The following is a 17,554-nucleotide window of genomic DNA, read 5'->3' as shown; positions in this document are numbered from 1 at the left end:
GGCCTGGCCGCCTCCTCGGGACGCCTGATCACCTACCTGGACGGCGACGACTGGATCGCCCCCGGCTACCTGGCCGCGGCGGTCGAGGCGATCGACGCGATCGGCTGCGACTTCATCAAGACCGACCACATCCGGGTGTACGGCAGGCGGCGGGAGATCCACCGGGCGCCCCAGGGCGTTCGGGGGGTGGCGCTCAAGCCACGGGACGGGATCCTGCCCGTACTGGACATGACCATGGTGGACTACCCCAACGCGTGGTCGGGGGTCTACCGCCGGGAACTGGCCGACGACGGCCTGCTGACCTTCGACGAACATCTGCACACCTGCGAGGACCGGCCGTGGACGTGGCGGCTGTTGCGCCATGCGTCCTCGTACGCGGTGGTCTCGCTGTTCGGGGTGTTCTACCGGCGGGAGGTCGCCGGCTCACTGACCAAGATCGGGGACGAGCGGCAACTGCACTTCTTCGACGCCTTCGACAAGGTGATCGCCGAGCTGCAGGACGACCCTGAGCAGGACAGATTCCGACCTAAGGCGCTGTACAACTACTGCGATCTGATCGCATGGCACCTCAAGCACGAGGAAAGGCTGACGCCCGACCTGCAGCAGGTCCAGCGGTTGCGGGCCCGGGCGACGCTGCGGGGCATGGACCGGGAACAGCTGGTCTCGGTTCTTCCCGCGCTAGGGCGTCAGCGTTCTCTGATGCTCACCGAACTAGTCGGCATGGAGGCAGTCGGGTGACCCAGATCTTCGTATCGTCGAGGCTGTTCGGTGCGATGTCGCTGGCCGCCGCCGTCGACGCGGGTCTGTTCGGACCTCCCGGCCGCCGCAGGATCCTGCTGGTCAGCCATGATGCTGAGATTCCCGAGCTGACGCCGCCGCCGAACGAGCGGCCGGGTTACCGGCCGCTGCTGTCCCGGTTCGACGAGGTCATCTCGCTCAACGAGGTGATCGCGCCGCAGCATCCGTTGAGCTGGAATCCGCGCCCGGAGGACCTGCCGATGCTCGAACGGCTGCTGCGGCAGGTGTGGGGGCTGGGCGCCGATCCCGTGGAACTGGCGGTCGAGGCGATCCAGTCCAGCCCGGCCAAGACCTTGGCGGCCATCTTCCACGAGGCCACGGTGACCGTCTACTCCGACGGGCTCGCCACGTATGGGGCGACACGGGCCACGCCTCCCAGGGGCGTCGGCAGCAGGCTCTCCCGGCTCGTCCACCTCGATCTCGTACCCGGGCTGACGCCCCATCTCCTGAGCGAGTACGGGGCACCGGGGCAGGAGCTGCCGGGCGAGGCCTTCCTCAAGGTCCTGGACGAGGTCTGTGCCGAGATCGATCCGTTGATATCCAGGTACGGGACATTGGGCGAACACGACAACGCGGCGCTCATCGTCGGCCAGTACTTCAGTGAACTGGGGATCCTCGAGCCTGATGAAGAAGACCAGATGCATCTGGAGATGCTCCAGGGAGTCGTCGCCAGAGGGCATTCAACCGTGCTCTTCAAGCCGCATCCGCACTCTCCGCCCCGGTTGTTCGAGCTGCTGACCGACGAGGCTAAGCGGCTGGGCGCCCGCCTGGTCATCATCGACGATCCGGTGCCGGCCGAGGCCTGGTTCGCGCGAGCGCGCCCGGCCCTCGTGGTGGGCATCTGCTCTACCGCCATGATGACGGCGAGGTGTTACTTCGGCATTCCCACGGTGACGCTCGGCGTCGTCCGGTTGCTGCGCCGCCTCCAGCCGTTCGAGAACAGCAACCGGATCCCGGCGTCCATCATCGACGCCATCTTGCCCAGGCTCATGCCCGACGGCACGTTGCAGCCGCCTATGATCGGTCCGCAGGAGGTCGAAAGCAAGCTCGTACCGCTGGTGACGTCGATCGCCTATTGCATGCAGCCGGGACGGCGCCCGGATCTGCGCCGGACGGCCGTCGAATACCTGTCCTCTTTCGACCCCGACGACATCCCCCGCCGGTACTTCCGTCCACGGCTGTACCAGCTCGGCCTGCCGGGCGGCCGTGCGCCGGTCGAGCAGACGCCGGCATGGCGCCCCTCCCTGCGCGGACTGCTGGGCCGCTGAGCGCAGGCCGCGCCGGCCGGATCCACCGCTCGATGGTCGTTCGTTCCCCGTGACAACGGGCATCCGCCGTTCGGCGTCCTCTTCTGAGCGTTGACGATCAGTGGAGGAGGCGGCGGGTGTCGGTCTTGGACGGAGCCGTTACGGCTCTGGCGCCGCGGGTTCCGGAACGGCCGCTGTCGGCCGTGCCGGCATCCTGCTGGAGGCCCGCGTGGGACTGGAGCTGACCGACGAGCCCACCCGCCGGGAGCCGCCGTCGCCGCGGTCGGGTGGGCCGCGGGAGGCCGTGGCGGGGACCGTGGCGGGAGCGGACGGCCGGGTGCGGCGTTTTCTGCGTGCGCACTGGCTGTTCCTGGGGCTGCTCGTCATCGGCGCGGCGCTGCGGGTGGTCACGGTGCTGGGCTACCGCACGATGATGTGGTTCCCGGACACGAACGGGTACGTGCGGCTGGCGCTGGAGCCGCGGCCCGGTATCTTCCGGCCGATCGGCTATTCGTTCCTGCTGCGGGCGCTGGAGCCGTTCCACAGTTTCGGGCTGGTGGTGGCGCTTCAGCATCTGGCCGGGCTGGGCATCGCGGTGATGGTGTACGCCCTGCTGTGCAGGCGCTCGGCGATCCCGCGCTGGGGTGCGGCGCTGGCCGCCGCCCCGGTGCTGCTGGACGCGTTCCAGATCCAGCTTGAGCACATGGTCATGTCGGACGTGCTGTTCACCACGCTGGTCACCGGAGCGGTCACGCTCGCGCTCTGGTGGCGCAGGCCGGGGCCGAAGGCCACGGCGGCGGCGGGGCTGCTGCTCGGCCTGGCCGCGATCACCCGGTCGGTGGGCCTGCCGCTGCTGGTGCTGTTCACGGGGTACCTGCTGATCCGCCGGGTCGGCTGGCGGGCCGTCGTCGCGGCGGCCGTCATCGGGCTGGTCCCCGTGGCCGTGTACGCCACGTGGTTCCACTCCGTGCACGGCCGGTTCGCCCTCTCCAACAGCAGCGGCATCTTCCTGTACGCGCGGGTGACCACGTTCGTCGACTGCACGAGGTTCACCCCGCCGTCCGGGACCGAGGAGCTGTGCCCGGAGGAGCCGCTGAGCAAGCGCCATCCGGCGCACTGGTACGTCTGGGCGCAGAAGGGGGAGTTGCGCGACCCCCAGATGCAGCCGTGGTTCTCAGCCGAGCAGGAGGCCCTGGCCGGGAAGTTCGCCCGTAAGGCGATCCTCGCGCAGCCCGGTGACTACCTGAACACGGTGTGGCAGGAGTCGCTCATCGGCCTGCGCTGGAAACGGAAGGTGTTCCCCGAGCCCTACACCTATGACCACTACGTCTTCGACGCGGGGGACAAGAGATACGGCAGGGTCGACGTCGAGACGGTCCGGAGATACGACTCCGGCTGGAGCCATGTTCGTGCCGTCGAGCCGTACTCGGGATTCCTCGGGGCCTACCAGGAGCACGTTTATCTGCGCGGCCCGCTGCTCGGGGGCGTCCTTGTGCTCGGGCTGTGGGGAGTGGCCCGGCGGTGGCGGCGGCTGGGCGGCCCGGCGCTGTTGCCGTGGACGGTCGGCGCGGGGCTGTTCCTGCTCCCGCCGGCCACGGTGATGTTCGACTACCGCTATCTGCCGCCGGTGGCCCCGCTGCTGTGCATCGCCGCCGCGCTCGCGTTCGGCCCGGCGCGCGGAAACGGCGTGCGGAACCGGCGCGGGGAAACGGCGAACGAAGGGGACTCTCGATGATCGGGAACAGCTTCATCACGAGGTGGTCCCGGGGCCTTGTGGGCGGTGGAGCGCGGTCCCTATTCTCGGTCCGCAATCGGACAAGGTGCAGCTCGGGCGGCGCGGTGAGAGCTCACGGGTTCCGCCCTTTCGGCTGAGAGCTGGGACATGCCGATGCCACCTTCTCCAGAGACGCTGGAGCGTCCGACCCCCTCCAAGGCGTCCGCCGGCGGTGCGCCGCCACGGGCGCGGGCGGGACACCGGCCGGAGATCCAGGGGCTGCGGGCGGTCGCCGTGCTGCTGGTGGCCGTCTACCACATCTGGCTGGGTCGGGTGTCGGGGGGCGTGGACGTCTTCCTGATGCTCACCGGCTTCCTGATCACCGGGTCCCTGCTGCGCACGGTGGAGCGCAAGGGCCGGGTCGAGTTCCTGGCCTTCGCCGCCCGGCTGGCCCGGCGGCTGTTCCCACCGGCGGCGATCGTGCTGGCGGGGGTGCTGGCCGGGACGCTGCTGTGGCTGCCGCAGGACCGCTGGCAGGGCACGCTGGCCGAGGTGATCGCCTCGGCGGCGTACTACGAGAACTGGCGGCTGGCGACGACCGCCGTCGACTACCTGGCCGGCGGGGACGGGGCCAGCCCCGTCCAGCACTTCTGGTCGCTGGCGATCCAGGGGCAGTTCTACCTTCTGTGGCCGCTGCTGCTGGCCGTCGCGACGATCGTGGCGGTCCGGGTCCGCCGCAGCCCGCGGGCGGTCTTCACCGGGATGCTCGGGCTGGTCTTCGCCGGGTCGCTGCTGTACTCGGTGGTACGTACCGCGACCGAGCAGCGCTGGGCCTACTTCGACACCGGCGCGCGGCTGTGGGAACTGGCCCTCGGCGGCCTGGTCGCGCTCGCACTGGCCCGCTGGGACTCTGCGCGGCTGCCCAGACCGCTGCGGGTGGTGCTGGGCTGGGGTGGCCTAGTCGCCTTGGTGGCGTGCGGCCTGCTGCTGCAGGTGTCCACGGTGTTCCCCGGGTATGCGGCGCTATGGCCGACCGGCGCGGCCGTACTGATCATCGTGGCGGGCACGACGGGCAGCCGGTTCGGCGCCGACCGCCTGCTGTCCACCCGGCCGCTGACCTACGTCGGCGACATCTCGTATGCGCTGTACCTGTGGCACTGGCCGCTGTTCATCTTCTACCTGGCCGCGTCCGGCCGCTCCACCGCGAGCCTGGCCGCCGGCTCGGTGATCCTCGCCGCCTCGTTCCTGCTGGCGGTCGGCACCACCTGGCTGTCGGACCGCTCGGTCGGCTGGGCCTCGGGCCGCCGTTCCCCGCGCGCCTGGTCGTTCGCGCTGGGCCTGGCCTGCCTGGCGCCGGTGGTGATGGCCGCCGGGGGCGGGACCGCCTACCTGGACGAGCAGGCCCGGCGCCGCGAGGCGCAGGCCGCCGATCCGGCGAACTATCCCGGCGCGGCCGCGCTGACCGGCGCGCCGGCCCCGCCCGGCCTGCCGTTCCGGCCCGACCTGCGCGACGCCAAGCAGGACCGCTCCCTCATCGAGGGGAACGGCTGCCTGGCGCCGTACAAGGCGAGTGCGGTCAGGGTTTGCGAGTACGGGCATCGTGGCTCGCGCCGGACGCTGGCGCTGGTGGGCAACTCGCACGCGGCCCACTGGTTCCCCGCCCTGCACAAGGCCGCCGAGAACGCCGGCTGGCGGCTCGTCACGATGGTCAAGGCCGGGTGCGCGCTGACGGCGGGCGGGGCCCGGTACCCCGACACCGGCCAGCCCTATCCGGAGTGCGACGCCTGGAGCCGCAACGTCATGACGGAGGTACGGGCGCTCCGGCCGGACTTCGTGATCACGATCGGTACCCGGACCGACCCCAGCGGTAGGCCCGAGGAACTGGAGCGCGGCGGCGTGCCGCGCTGGCGGCAGTTGCGGGCCGCCCGGATCCGGGTGCTGGCGATCCGCGACACGCCCCGGCTGACCGTTCCCCCGTCCCAGTGCTTCGGCCATCTGGGCCTGGAGGCGTGCGCCGAGGTGAGGTACCGGAGCCTGGCGAAGGTCTCACCGCACCGGGGCCGCCGGGGCATTCCCGCCAACGTGCGGTTCGTGGACCTCAGCCGCTATGTGTGCGCGGCCGGACGCTGCCCCATGGTCATCGGGAACGTGCTGGTCGTGCGGGATCGCGGCCATTTCACCGAGACCTACGCGCGTACGCTCGCCCCCATGGTCGAGCGGGAGATCCGGCGCGCGGCCGGATGGTGATGACCGGAACCGGCGATGACCGTTCCCTTTTCTGGGTTTTCGATAGGGTGTCCGCCGAACTGCCGACAGTTTCGGCCATGACCGGTTCCGGTGCAGTGCGCCGCGGCGTCATTACGCGCCGCCCTCCCGGCGGACGGCCGTCCCCGGTGCTGTACCCGTCCGGCCCGTGGCGCCGGATCGAGGCGGGCCGGAAACCGGCCGCCGGGCCGGCCGATCAGCCGACGACAACGATGGGCGACATGATGGTGGACACCTCCGAGCCTTTGCACGGTGTGCCGTGTCAAGCGCCCTCCGCCCGTCCGGTGCGATGAGCACGCTGGAGACCGCGGCGCCGCCGGCCGGGCCGGCACCGGGCGGTTCGCCGGTGCCCGGACCGCGTGACCCGCGCTCTGGGGCCCGCCGCCGATACCTGGTCCCGGCGGTCCCGGCGGCGGTGACGCTGGCCGTCTGCCTGGCCGGGCTCTCCGGGCCGTCGTACTGGATCGACGAGGCGGCCACGATCAGCATGACGCAGCGGTCGCTGCCGGATTTCTGGCGCACCGTCGACCATCTCGACGTGGTGCACGCTCTCTACTACCTGCTGCTGCGGCCGTGGGCGGCGGTCTTCGGCACCGGCGAGGTGGCGCTGCGGTTCCCCTCGGCGGCGGCCATGGCACTGGCCGCCGCCGTGGTGGCCCTGCTTGGCCGCCGCTGCGCCTCGCCGGCGGTGGGCATGTTCGCGGGGCTGGCCTTCGGATGCTCGGTCACGGTCACCCGGTACGCACAGGACGCGCGGCCGTTCGCGATGGTCGTCCTCGTGGTGGCGGCGTCGACCTATCTGTTCGTGCGGATGACCCAGGAAAGACGCCGGCTGTGGCGGTGGTCGGCCGGTTACGCGGCCGGTCTGGTCCTGGTCTGCCTGTTCAACGTCTTCGCGCTCATGGTCGTGGCGGCGCACGCCGTGACACTGCTGTGGCTGCACCGTGCCGGCCGGGTGGAGCGCCGTGACCTGGTCCGCTGGGCGGTCTCCGCCGGTACGGCCGGGCTGCTGCTCGCACCGTTCGCGTACAAGGCACGGCACCAGAGCGGCCAGGTCGTCATCATCCCGCTCGGCATGGGCGACGAACTGTGGCAGTTCCTGGTGTTCCTGGCAGGGGGCCAGTGGCTCGTCCCGGTCGTCGCGGTGCTCGCCGTCCTGGGCGCGACGGCGCCGGTGGCGCGGACCGCGGCGGCGCCCGTGGCGCGGTCCGGGGCGGGCGCGGGCGACCGCCGTCCCGGGCCGAGCCTGCTGATGGTGGCGGTGCCGTGGCTGTTGATCCCCCCGGCGCTGCTGCTGGCGGCCAACGCGTTCGACTCGATCTTCCGGCCGCGTTACGTGCTGTTCTGCCTGCCCGCGCTGGCCCTTCTGGTGGGCGCGGGGCTGGCCTGGCTGGGCGGTGTCCGGCGTGAGCTGCTCGCGGGCGCCCTGGCGGTCGCGGTGGCGGCGGCGCTGCCCGCGCACCTGGCGATCAGGGAGCAGGGCGAACGGAACGACGACCTGCGCGCGGCGGCCGACGTCCTGCGCGAGCACGCCAGGCCCGGCGACGCGGTGTTGTTCCTCACCCCCGACTTGAGATGGCGGGCGCAGGCATACCCGGACGCCTTCGAGGGCTTGCACGATGTGATGCTCGGCCGGACCGGGCCGCAGGCGGCCAACCTGGTGGGCACGGACATCTCCGACGGCCCGACCCTGCGGCGGCGGCTGTTGCAGAGCACCCGGGTCTGGGTGATGCGGGACAGCACGTTCGTCGACTTCCCTCCTCCTGACCTTCAGTGGCGGCTGCGGACGCTCCATGGCACCGGCCCGTACACCATGCGTACGCGGTGGCGGCACGCGGGCGGGAACCTGACCTTGTTGGTGCGGCGGGGGTCCGGGTCCACCGCCGGATGGCCCATGCCGGAGCCCCGGCCGAAGGGACCGGTGCGACCGTGAGCTTCGATACCGGAGGAGGAGACCTCGTGCAGATCGGGGACCTGGGACGGGTGCTCGTGATCATCCCGACCTACAACGAGCGGGAGAACATCGAGCCGATCGTCGGGCGGGTCCGGCGGGCGGCCCCACAGGTGGACGTGCTGGTCGTCGACGACGCCAGCCCGGACGGCACCGGTGCGCTGGCCGACGCGCTGGCCGCCTCGGACGACCAGGTGAAGGTGCTGCACCGGACCGGCAAGGACGGTCTCGGCGCGGCCTACATCGCGGGGTTCCGGTGGGCGTTCGAGCACGGCTACGACGTGCTGGTGGAGATGGACGCCGACGGCTCCCACCAGCCCGAGGAGCTCGGCCGGCTGCTGGCGGCGCTGGCGGAGGCGGACCTGGTGATCGGTGCCCGCTGGGTGCCCGGCGGCGAGGTCCGCAACTGGCCGAGGTCGCGCGCCGTCCTGTCGCGCGGCGGCAACGCCTACGCCCGGCTGATGCTGAACGTCCCGCTGCACGACGCCACCGGCGGCTACCGGGCCTACCGGGCCACCGCGCTGCAGAAGATCGGGCTGGACGGCGTCGAGTCGCGCGGTTACTGCTTCCAGATCGACCTGGCGCTGCGGGCGGTCCGGCATGGGCTGCGGGTCGTCGAGGTCCCGATCACCTTCGTCGAACGCGAGCACGGCGCCAGCAAGATGAGCGGCGACATCGTGGCCGAGGCCATGTGGCAGGTGACCCGGTGGGGCATCGCCGGGCGGCTGGGCCGCGACAACCTTTAGAACCTTCGACAATCCGGCTTGGGACGGTGGGAAACGTGACGCTGGACGAGCGCCCCGCTCCGCGCCTGCGCGAATTGGACCTGCTGCGGTTCCTGGCCGCGGTCGTGGTGATGCTCTACGCCTACACGCGCAGGGACCGGCCGCTGTGGGGCCTGGGATCGGGAGAGGTCTTCCCGGAGCTGGAGGCCGTCGCTCACTTCGGGGGCATCGCGGCGGACCTGTTCTTCGTCCTCAGCGGCTTCGTCATCCTGATGACCGTGTGGGACCGCCGGCCGGGGGACTTCGCACGGTCCCGGCTGGTGCGGCTGCTGCCGGCGTACTGGTTCGCGGTGACGCTGGCGGTGGTCGTGTATCTGGCGACCGGGCAGGCCGATCCCGCCGGGCCGAACGAGATGTACGACGGCACGCTGTGGCGGTTCCTGCCCAACCTGACGATGTTGCAGGAGGGCGCGGGCTTCTCCGGCATGGAGGCCGGCTACTGGACGCTGTGGGTGGAGCTGCACTTCTACGCGCTCATCGCGCTGCTGTCCTGGTGGGGCATCAGCTATGCGCGCTGTGTGTGGTTCATGAGCGCCTGGCTGCTGGCGGGGGTGTACGCCCAGGAGGGCAAGAGCGAGATCTTCCAGGTCCTCCTGATGCCGGACTGGGCGCCCTGCTTCATCGCGGGGATGGCGCTGTTCCTGGTGTACCGGTTCGGCGGCAACATCGTGCTGTGGCTGCTGGTGGGCTTCTGCTGGGCGCTGGCCTCCTACCACCGGCTCAGGGAGTTCCGGCCCGACCCCGTTCTGAACGACTGGACGCTGTACCACTGGGCGGCCCCGCTCGCCGTCACGTTGATCTTCGTGGTGATGGCGCTGGTCGCCACGGGGCGGCTCGGGTTCCTGCGCGGGCGGTGGCCGACCGCGCTGGCGGCCCTGACGTACCCCATGTACCTCATGCACGAGACGATCGGCAGGGTGGTCATCGTGGAGCTGCGGCCGCATCTGAACCGGTGGGCGGTCCTGGCGCTGGCCGTCACGGCGACGGTCGCGGCCTCGTACGCGGTGCACCGGTTCGTCGAGAGGCCGCTCGCCCCGTTGATGAGGACCCGGATCCAGCAGGCGCTGGCACGGATCAGGAGCGGTGAGGACGGCCGTCCCGCCGGGGACGGGCCCGCCGCACGGACGGGGCCGGCGGACGCCGTGGCCCCGCGGCCGGTGCACGCGCCGGCGGAGGGGTGATCGGGTGATGAGAGGGCATCGGCCGGAGGCCGTGGCGGGCGCGGCGGGCGGGCGGCGGCTCGTCATGATCGACCTGCTGCGGTTCGTCGCCGCGTTCGCGGTGGTGATGTTCCACTACATCGGGGTGCGGCCGGCGGGGATCTGGCCCGTCAGCCCGCGCGAGCTGTTCCCGGAGATGACCTGGACGTGGTTCGGCGCCTTCGGGGTGGACCTGTTCTTCGTCATCAGCGGGTTCGTCATCTTGATGAGCGCGTGGGGCCGCACCCCCGGCGCGTTCGCGATCTCCCGGGTCACCAGGCTCTTTCCCGCCTACTGGTTCGGCGTGGTGCTGTGCGTGGTGGTGTACGCGCTGACCGGGCTGGAGCACGGATACGGGCCGAAGATGGACGGGGTGTACGAGCGCTTCCTGCCCAATCTGACGATGCTGCAGACCGGTGTCGGGTCCCCGAACATGGAGGGCCTCTACTGGACGCTGTGGGTGGAGTTGCACTTCTACGCCCTCGTCACGGTGCTGGCCTGGTGGGGGATCACCTACAGCCGGTGCGTCGGCTTCATGACGGTCTGGCTGCTGGCGGGGCTGTTCGCCAAGGAGGCGGACGTGACGCTGCTGGAGACGCTGCTGATCCCGCGCTGGGCTCCGTACTTCATCGGCGGAATGGCGCTCTACCTCGTCTACCGGTACGGCGGGAACATCATCCTGTGGCTGTTCGTGGGAGCGTGCTGGGCGCTGGCGTTGCGTTATTCGCTGCCCACGTCGCCGAGGGAGCCGCGTTACTGGCCGGGTGTCCACGAGTACGTGTGCGTGGGGGTGGTGACCGGGATTTTCGTCGTCATGGCGTTGGTGGCGACCGGGCACTTCGGCTGGGTGCGCTGGCGGGGGCTGACCGTGCTCGGCGCGCTCACCTACCCGCTCTACCTCGTCCATCTGACGGTGTTCCGGCCGGTCGTCGACGTCCTCTACCCGGAGGCGGGGCGCTGGCCCACGCTGGTCGTGGCCGTGGCGGTCGCGCTGGCGTCGGCCTATCTGGTCTACCGGTTCGTGGAGAAGCCCGGCGGGCGGCTGCTGTCACGTCATCTGAAGGCCGCGGCGGCGCGGATCCGGGAGGCGAGCGCTCCGGCGGCGCCCCGGAGCGAGGTGGCCGCCGTGTCCGGGGAGCCTGACGGGAGCAGGGGAGCGGCGTCCGGTGAGCCCGCGGTGGCGGCCACGTAAGCCCGGACGGGAGGCGGCCGGAAGCGGTCACGCGAGGCGACACCGGGCGCCCGGTCTTCGGCACAGGTGATCATGCTGACCGAATTGTCGTTCTTGGGCACGCATCGGATGCGGTGTTCGGTTGAACGTTGGGCGAATCCGGCCGTTCCTCCTTAGTCTGTACGGGTACGAATCCCGAGCAGCGAGTGTCCATGCAACCCCGCCGAAGCAACACCGCTCATCCCCCTGGGGCCGTGACGTGACGGACGTGACGAGCGGATCCGCGACGACGCGGTTAATACGATCCGGCCGCGTCTACGTGGGCTGGCGTTATGCCCAGGTCCACCCCGACCCGGGGCCTCCGCCGCGCCGTCCGCGGCCGCCGGAGGCCGAGTCCGCCGACCCCTCGCGCGGAGCGCACCTGCGCGACCGCGACCACCTGCTCTACCGGCCGGTCAAGATCACCGCCGTGGGCGCGGGCGTCGGGGCGGCGGTGTTCCTGCTGTGCGGGGCGCTGGGCGTGCTGCCCTGGCGGTTCGCGGTGGTCGCGCTGCTGGCCTGCGCGGTCATCCTGGGCATCACCGGCTACCCGATCTGGCAGAGCGAACGGGCCGTGCGCGCCCGGATCCGGGCCGAGCACGAGCGCCTGGAGCGGGAGCGCGAGGCCCGCGAACGCCGGATGTTCGCCGCCCAGGAGGAGCATCGCGCCGCCTACCAGGAGTGGGAGCGGCGCCGCCGGGCCTATGAGGCCCAGCGCGAGTGGTACCCGGTGGCGGTCCCGCCCGGCGTGGACCGGGTGGACATCGTCGGCGGCACGCTGGCGGGCTGGTCGGCCGCCGTCACCACGATGGGCGCCGCCCGGCTGGCGGCCGGCGCCCGGCTGACCGTGCTGGACCTGTCGGAGGGCGCGGTCGCGCACGACCTGGTGCGGCTGGCGGCCGACCGGGGCGACGACCCGCTGGTGTGGGTGCTGCCCGCCGACCTGCCCCGGCTGGACCTGTCCAGCGGGCTGCCCGCCGATGCCCTGGCGGACGTGCTGTCCCTGGTCGTCGGGGCCGGCGAGGAGGAGGGCACCACCCAGGACCTGTCGTTCGACAACTCCATCCTGGAGCGGATCATCTCCGGGGTGTTCGGCGGCACCGCCACCATCCCGCAGATCACCGCCGCGCTGCGCGCCCTGGCCCAGGTCGGGGACCCGCGCGACGACCTGCGGTTGGGCCTGCTCACCGACGAGCAACTGGCCCGCGTCACCACCATGTACGGGCGCGACGCCACCGACCGGATCGTGATCCGCCGGGCCTGGGCGCTGGAGGCCCAGCTGCGCAAGCTGGAGCGGCTGGGCGCCGAGCCGGTGCGCCTGCCCCCGTCCCGGCTGCACGTGGTGTCGCTGGACCGCCGGGCCGGCGTGCTGACCAACCGCGTCCTCGGCACGTACGTCGCCACCGCGCTGACCCACCGGATCCGCAACTCCCCGCCCGCCCGCCGCTGGGAGCACACCATGTTCCTGTGCGGCGCCGAGAAGCTGCGCGGGGACGTCCTGGACCGGCTGATCGACGCCTGCGAGACCACCGGCACCGGCCTGGTGCTGCTGTACCGTTCCATCCCGCCGCACGTCCGCGAGCGCCTCGGCCGCCGCGGCCACGCCGCCGTCGGCTTCATGCGCCTGGGCAACGCCGAGGACGCCCGGGTGGCGGCCGAGCACATCGGCACCGGCCGCCGCCTGCTGGTCGCCGAGATCACCGACACCGCGGGCGCCGCCGCCCCGCCCGACCCGGTCGAGACCGGTTACGCCAGCACCGTCGCCTACGCCCGAGTCCGCGGCGACGCCCTCACCGACCCGGTGTGGACGCCGCTGCCCGCCCCCGCCGCCGACGACGCCGACCTGGTGGCCGGCATCAGCTCCGCGACCGCCTGGGGCCGCAGCATCCCCGCCACCGACAAACGGCAGAGCGCCCGCGAACTGCTGGTCGAACCCCACCAGCTCCAGGAGCTCCCGCCCACCGCGATGATCTTCACCCATGCCACCGCCACGGGCCGCCGCATCCTCATGGTGGACGCCAACCCGGGCATCATCACCCTGCCCACCACCCACTCGGTGGAGTTGGAGGAGTTCCTCGACCAGCAGGGCGAGCAGCCGTCCACCTCCGCCGACCCCCCGCAGCTCTCCGAGCCGGGCCAGGAGGGGAGCGGCCCGCCCCCGACCTTCGGCACCCACGATCCGCACCAGCCCGACGCCCGGCATGCCGGTACCGTCCCGCCGCAGCAAGGACAACCGCACCCGCCGGACGGGCACGCCGCCCCACCGCCCAACGGCACCCCCGCCGAAGGTCCCGCCCCGCAGCCGCCGCCCAACCTCGGCCCACCTCCCGAACGCCTGGACTTCCGCCGCAAGAGGCCCTGACAGGCCCCCTTCACCCGCGCGGCGACACCGCCCACTTCCCTGGGACGCATCCGAGGTCGGCCCGTGGCGGTGTCAGGCGGTCGGGGCGACCCAGTCGAGTCCGGCGGACCGGGCCGCCTCGCCGAGGCGTTTGTCGTAGGTGACCAGGGCCTCTAGGTCCGCCGCCAGTTCCAGGGCGGTCGCCAGGTGTATGGAGTCCAGGCTGCGCACGGTCGGTGGGGTGATCGCCGCAGCGTTGGTGCGCACGGTCGCATCGATCTCCAGGAGATCGACTGTGGCGAGCACACCCGGCACGTTGATCAGGGACGCGGGGTCGGCGATGCGTACGGCGCGGGGTAGTTCGACTTCGACGAGCGCGGATGCGACCCAGGGTGCTGCGGTGCGCTCTTGCAGCCACTGTTCGAGCGCTGCGCTCTCCTGCTCGATGCGGACGAGCTTCACCAGTGCGCTGGTGTCCAGGTACAGCATCAGTACCGCTCGTCGTCCCGCATCTCGAGGAGGGCGGCAGTGCCTCGGCTTGCCGCGTCGACCGGTTCGGCGGCCAGCCGGCGGCGGACGGCCGCCAGGAGGGCGGCACGGCCGGCGGTGGCCGGGCGCATCCGTCCTTCGGCGATCATCCGGGCGCGCACGTCGTGTACGGGGTCCACCGGCACGATGCGGCCGATGATCTTTCCGCGCTCGGTGATGTCGACGGTCTCTCCGGCCTTCACCACGGCCATGCAGCGGGCCGTGTGGTGGGAGAGCTCCCGGATCGGTATCGCAGTCATGACCATAACGTACCACAAAAATGTGTCACAACTTCCCTCTGTCGAGGTGACGGCGATACCTGGTGGAGCCCCCGCCTGTCATCCGGTGGGTCATGCCGAACGTTGAGGGCGCCATGTCGGCGGTCGTCTTGGTGGCGGGGCGGGGGCGAGGTTGATAGGGATGGGCGGGTGAGCTTCCCCCCTGAGAGTGTGCCGGGCGGTGGGCTGCCCGGGCCGTGGTATCGGATCCTGGCGGTGCCGGCGGTGGAGCGGGCGCCGTCGGCGGAGTGGGACTTCGTGACGGTGCTGCCCGCGGTGCTGTCGGCGCGGCAGCAGCGGCGGGCGTTCGTGGTGGGGTGGCTGTCGCGCGGGGGCGGGGCCCCACTGGAGCTGATCAGCAACGCGGGGCCGGTCAGCCCCGGGCACGAGGGGCTGCTGTTCCCGAACGGGGCGCGCGGCGTGCCGGTCGGGGAGGAGTGGCTGCGGCAGGCCGGGCGGATGGTGTGGACGCGGTGCCCGGGCAGGCCGGCGCCGCCGGTGAGCCGCACCGAGACGGTCAGCGGGCCGAGCCTGTTCGAGTCGACGCTGGTCACCCTGATGGACCGGCCGTTCGGCTGGTTCGTCGTCGCCGAGCCCGCCGACGAGCGGCTGATCGACGTCGAGATCCGCGAACTGCAGCACGAACTGCGGATGCTGCGCCGGGGCGAGGACGAGCAGGCGCGGCTGGACGTGGCGCGGGCCGAGCGGCGGCTGGCCGAGCTGGACGCCTTCCACCAGGCCGGGCTATGGCAGGTGCGGGTGCTGGCCGGGGCGGCCTCCCTTGAGGAGCTGGCCCGGGTCGCGCCGGTGCTGGTCGGGTCGATGGAGCTGACCCATCACCCCTACCGGCTGCGGGCCGGGTACGGCAGCGGGAGTTTCGCCGAGGTGTTGCAGCCGGTCGCGCCGTCGCCGGTCGCGCCGCACCCGCGCCAGTCGCCGCACACCCGGCCGGCGGCGGACGCGGAGCCGCGCTTCCCGTTCGCGGCCACGGCGGGCGCGCTGGCGGCGCTGGCCGGGCTGCCGCGCCGGGAGGTGCCGGGACTGCGGGTGCTGGAGGCCGGGTACTTCGACGTGACCTTGGAGACCGACGGCGAGCACCAGGGCGCCGAGCCACCGATCGAGCTGGGCGCCATCCTGGACGGACAGGACCGGCGGGTCGGGACGTTCACCGTGCCCAGGTCGACCGTCAACCGGCACGTGTTCGTGACCGGGGCGACCGGGGCGGGCAAGTCGCAGACCGTCCGGCACCTGCTGGAGCAGCTCACCCGGGCGGGCGTGCCGTGGCTGGCGATCGAGCCGGCCAAGTCGGAGTACGCGGCGATGGCCGGGCGCATCCGCGACCTGGGCGGGCGGGTGACGGTCATCAACCCGTCCGACCTGCGGTCGGTGCCGCTGTCGGTGAACCCGCTGGCGCCCGAACCCGGCTACCCGGTGCAGGCGCACATCGACATGGTGCGGGCGCTGTTCCAGGCGGCCTTCGACGCCGAGGAGCCGTTCCCGCAAATCATGTCGCAGGCGCTGCAACGGGTCTACGAGGCCAACGGGTGGGACGTGGTGACCGGCGCCGGGATGCCGGGCTCGCTGGTGGAGCCGGCGGTGCCGACGCTGGAGCAGCTCCAGCGGGCCGCGCTCGACGTGATCGGCGAGGTCGGGTACGGCCGGGAGCTGATGGCCGACGTCAAGGGGTTCGTGGACGTACGGCTGCGGTCGCTGCGGATCGGGTCGGCGGGCCGCTTCTTCGAGGGCGGGCATCCGGCCGACGTCGGCGGGATGCTGCGCGAGAACATCGTGCTGGCCATCGAGGACGTGGCCAACGACGAGGACAAGGCGTTCCTGATGGGAACGCTGATCATCCGGATCGTGGAGCATCTGCGGATGCGGGCGCGCGAGCGGGGCTCCGCCGGCGGGCAGGCCGGGTTGCGGCACGTGATCGTCATCGAGGAGGCGCACCGGCTGCTGCGCAACCGCGGCCCCGAGCGCACCAGCTCGCACGCCGTGGAGCTGTTCGCCGGGATGCTGGCGGAGATCCGCGCCTACGGCGAGGGCATCATCGTGGCCGAGCAGATCCCCACCAAGCTGGTGCCGGACGTCATCAAGAACACCGCGCTCAAGGTCGTCCACCGGCTGCCGGCCTTCGACGACCGGCACCAGGTGGGCGCGGCGATGAACCTGGACGACGACCAGTCCCGCGAGGTGGTGTCGCTGCGGCCCGGGGCGGCGGCGGTGTTCGCCGATGGGATGGACCGCCCGCTGCGGGTGCGCATCCCGTACGGGGAGGGCCGGGAGGCCGTGCTGCCGGGCCCGCCTCCGCCGATCGACGGGCGCCGCTCGGCCGCCTGCGGCTGCGAGTGCCGCTCCGGACGCGCCTGCAACCTGTACGAGCTGCGCGAGGCCGACCTGCTGGCCGGTCACGTCGACTCGGCCTGGCTGCGGGTGTGGACCGACACGCTGGTGCTCGCCCACGTGGTCGGCCGGCCGCTGCCCGTGGTGCCGCCCGAGCTGGGCAGTGCCTGGTCCCGGCTCACCTCGCGGCTGCGCGAGTGCGCGCTGGCCACCGTCGTGGAGCGGTGCGTGACCCGGCGGGCGTGGGCGCTGCGGTCGGCGTACGCGCCCGACAAGCTGACCACCGCCGTGGCCGCCACCGCCCAGCGGCTGCTCGGCGGCGAGTACGCCCTGGCAGGTACGTCGCCGGGACCGAACTGGGTGATCGGCCAGGTGAAGTGGCTGCACGAGATGGAACGGATCTTCCCCTACGGCGCGCCGACGCCCGACAAGCACACCCCCGCCCCGCCGCTGGAGTACCAGCTTCCAGGGCTGCGGCAGGCGCCAGAGGCCAGGGCGGGGCACCGGCTGCGGGCGTTGCGCCGCCATCCGCTGTCGATGGAGCTGCCCGCCAACCGGCCGATCGCGCTGACCGCGCTGGTCGGGGAGGACGACCACGAGGGCTTCGCCGACGACCTGGCGGTGGTGGCCGTCGGCCTGGACCCCGACGAGCAGCTCACCGAGATCGCCCGGGCCATGCGGGTGACCTCCTGGCTGGAGCCGGTATTGAGCTGGCCCGACCGCTTCGTCCTGCCCTCCCAGGACTCGGATGGCGCACCGCCGTTCCTTGCCCTGCCCGCCCAGGACCCGGACGACGCACCGCCGTTCCTTACCGAAAACTGAAATACCGTCACCCCGAGCACCGATAGCAGGTAGCAAAGACCAGAGAGAACCGTCGGGCCGGCAGGGGGGGCTT

General features: G+C 72.1%; 12 protein-coding genes. 10 read left to right on the top strand and 2 right to left on the bottom strand.

The window, feature by feature from the left end:
• The 9 genes from C4U03_RS30535 to C4U03_RS30495 all read left to right on the top strand — a co-directional run.
• Window positions 1-738, top strand: a 738-nt coding sequence (locus tag C4U03_RS30535; RefSeq protein WP_103942707.1) for a glycosyltransferase, incomplete at its 5' end; no start/stop codon positions are given.
• Window positions 735-2,066, top strand: coding sequence for an alpha-2,8-polysialyltransferase family protein (locus C4U03_RS30530; RefSeq protein ID WP_103942705.1), 1,332 nt, complete (start codon window positions 735-737; stop codon window positions 2,064-2,066). The genes C4U03_RS30535 and C4U03_RS30530, both read left to right, overlap by 4 nt.
• A gap of 208 nt (window positions 2,067-2,274) precedes the next feature.
• On the top strand, window positions 2,275-3,780 hold the full coding sequence (locus C4U03_RS30525) for a hypothetical protein (protein WP_103942703.1): 1,506 nt from the start codon (window positions 2,275-2,277) through the stop codon (window positions 3,778-3,780).
• Window positions 3,781-3,933: 153 nt separating this feature from the next.
• On the top strand, window positions 3,934-6,006 hold the full coding sequence (locus C4U03_RS30520) for an acyltransferase family protein (protein ID WP_200827576.1): 2,073 nt from the start codon (window positions 3,934-3,936) through the stop codon (window positions 6,004-6,006).
• A 307-nt stretch (window positions 6,007-6,313) separates the two neighbouring features.
• Entirely contained in the window at window positions 6,314-7,957 is a 1,644-nt protein-coding gene (locus C4U03_RS30515; protein ID WP_103942699.1) for a glycosyltransferase family 39 protein, read from the top strand.
• Between the two features lie 26 nt (window positions 7,958-7,983).
• Window positions 7,984-8,721 (top strand): polyprenol monophosphomannose synthase, encoded by a 738-nt coding sequence (locus C4U03_RS30510; RefSeq protein ID WP_235018248.1) that lies wholly within the window; start codon window positions 7,984-7,986, stop codon window positions 8,719-8,721.
• A gap of 35 nt (window positions 8,722-8,756) precedes the next feature.
• Window positions 8,757-9,941, top strand: coding sequence for an acyltransferase family protein (locus C4U03_RS30505; RefSeq protein ID WP_103942695.1), 1,185 nt, complete (start codon window positions 8,757-8,759; stop codon window positions 9,939-9,941).
• Between the two features lie 7 nt (window positions 9,942-9,948).
• Window positions 9,949-11,151, top strand: coding sequence for an acyltransferase family protein (locus tag C4U03_RS30500; protein WP_146087578.1), 1,203 nt, complete (start codon window positions 9,949-9,951; stop codon window positions 11,149-11,151).
• A gap of 298 nt (window positions 11,152-11,449) precedes the next feature.
• Window positions 11,450-13,531 (top strand): hypothetical protein, encoded by a 2,082-nt coding sequence (locus C4U03_RS30495; protein ID WP_235018247.1) that lies wholly within the window; start codon window positions 11,450-11,452, stop codon window positions 13,529-13,531.
• Between the two features lie 72 nt (window positions 13,532-13,603).
• Here the strand turns inward: C4U03_RS30495 and C4U03_RS30490 are convergent, their stop codons facing one another.
• Window positions 13,604-13,999 carry a type II toxin-antitoxin system VapC family toxin gene (locus C4U03_RS30490; protein ID WP_103942690.1) on the bottom strand — a complete coding sequence of 132 codons (396 nt, stop codon included), beginning with the start codon at window positions 13,997-13,999 and terminating at the stop codon, window positions 13,604-13,606.
• On the bottom strand, window positions 13,999-14,298 hold the full coding sequence (locus tag C4U03_RS30485; protein ID WP_146087577.1) for a type II toxin-antitoxin system Phd/YefM family antitoxin: 300 nt from the start codon (window positions 14,296-14,298) through the stop codon (window positions 13,999-14,001). Before C4U03_RS30485 ends, C4U03_RS30490 begins: the two co-directional genes overlap by 1 nt.
• A gap of 168 nt (window positions 14,299-14,466) precedes the next feature.
• Here C4U03_RS30485 and C4U03_RS30480 point away from each other — a divergent pair, with 168 nt between their 5' ends.
• Complete coding sequence (locus C4U03_RS30480; protein ID WP_235018246.1) at window positions 14,467-17,481, top strand: ATP-binding protein; 3,015 nt, start codon at window positions 14,467-14,469, stop codon at window positions 17,479-17,481.
• Window positions 17,482-17,554 lie beyond the last annotated feature (73 nt).

It is taken from the genome of Thermomonospora echinospora (assembly GCF_900108175.1).
GTDB classification, from domain to species: domain Bacteria; phylum Actinomycetota; class Actinomycetes; order Streptosporangiales; family Streptosporangiaceae; genus Thermomonospora; species Thermomonospora echinospora.
Note: the sequence above shows the minus strand (reverse complement) of the source record. Positions and strands in the feature narration are given on the sequence as shown.

Excerpts from the sequence above, each read along its gene's own strand:
- C4U03_RS30520 (WP_200827576.1), top strand. The coding sequence starts at position 3,934 with ATGCCACCTTCTCCAGAGACGCTGGAGCGTCCGACCCCCTCCAAGGCG.
- C4U03_RS30515 (WP_103942699.1), top strand. The coding sequence starts at position 6,314 with ATGAGCACGCTGGAGACCGCGGCGCCGCCGGCCGGGCCGGCACCGGGC.
- C4U03_RS30500 (WP_146087578.1), top strand. The coding sequence starts at position 9,949 with ATGAGAGGGCATCGGCCGGAGGCCGTGGCGGGCGCGGCGGGCGGGCGG.
- C4U03_RS30490 (WP_103942690.1), bottom strand. The coding sequence starts at position 13,999 with ATGCTGTACCTGGACACCAGCGCACTGGTGAAGCTCGTCCGCATCGAG.
- C4U03_RS30485 (WP_146087577.1), bottom strand. The coding sequence starts at position 14,298 with ATGACTGCGATACCGATCCGGGAGCTCTCCCACCACACGGCCCGCTGC.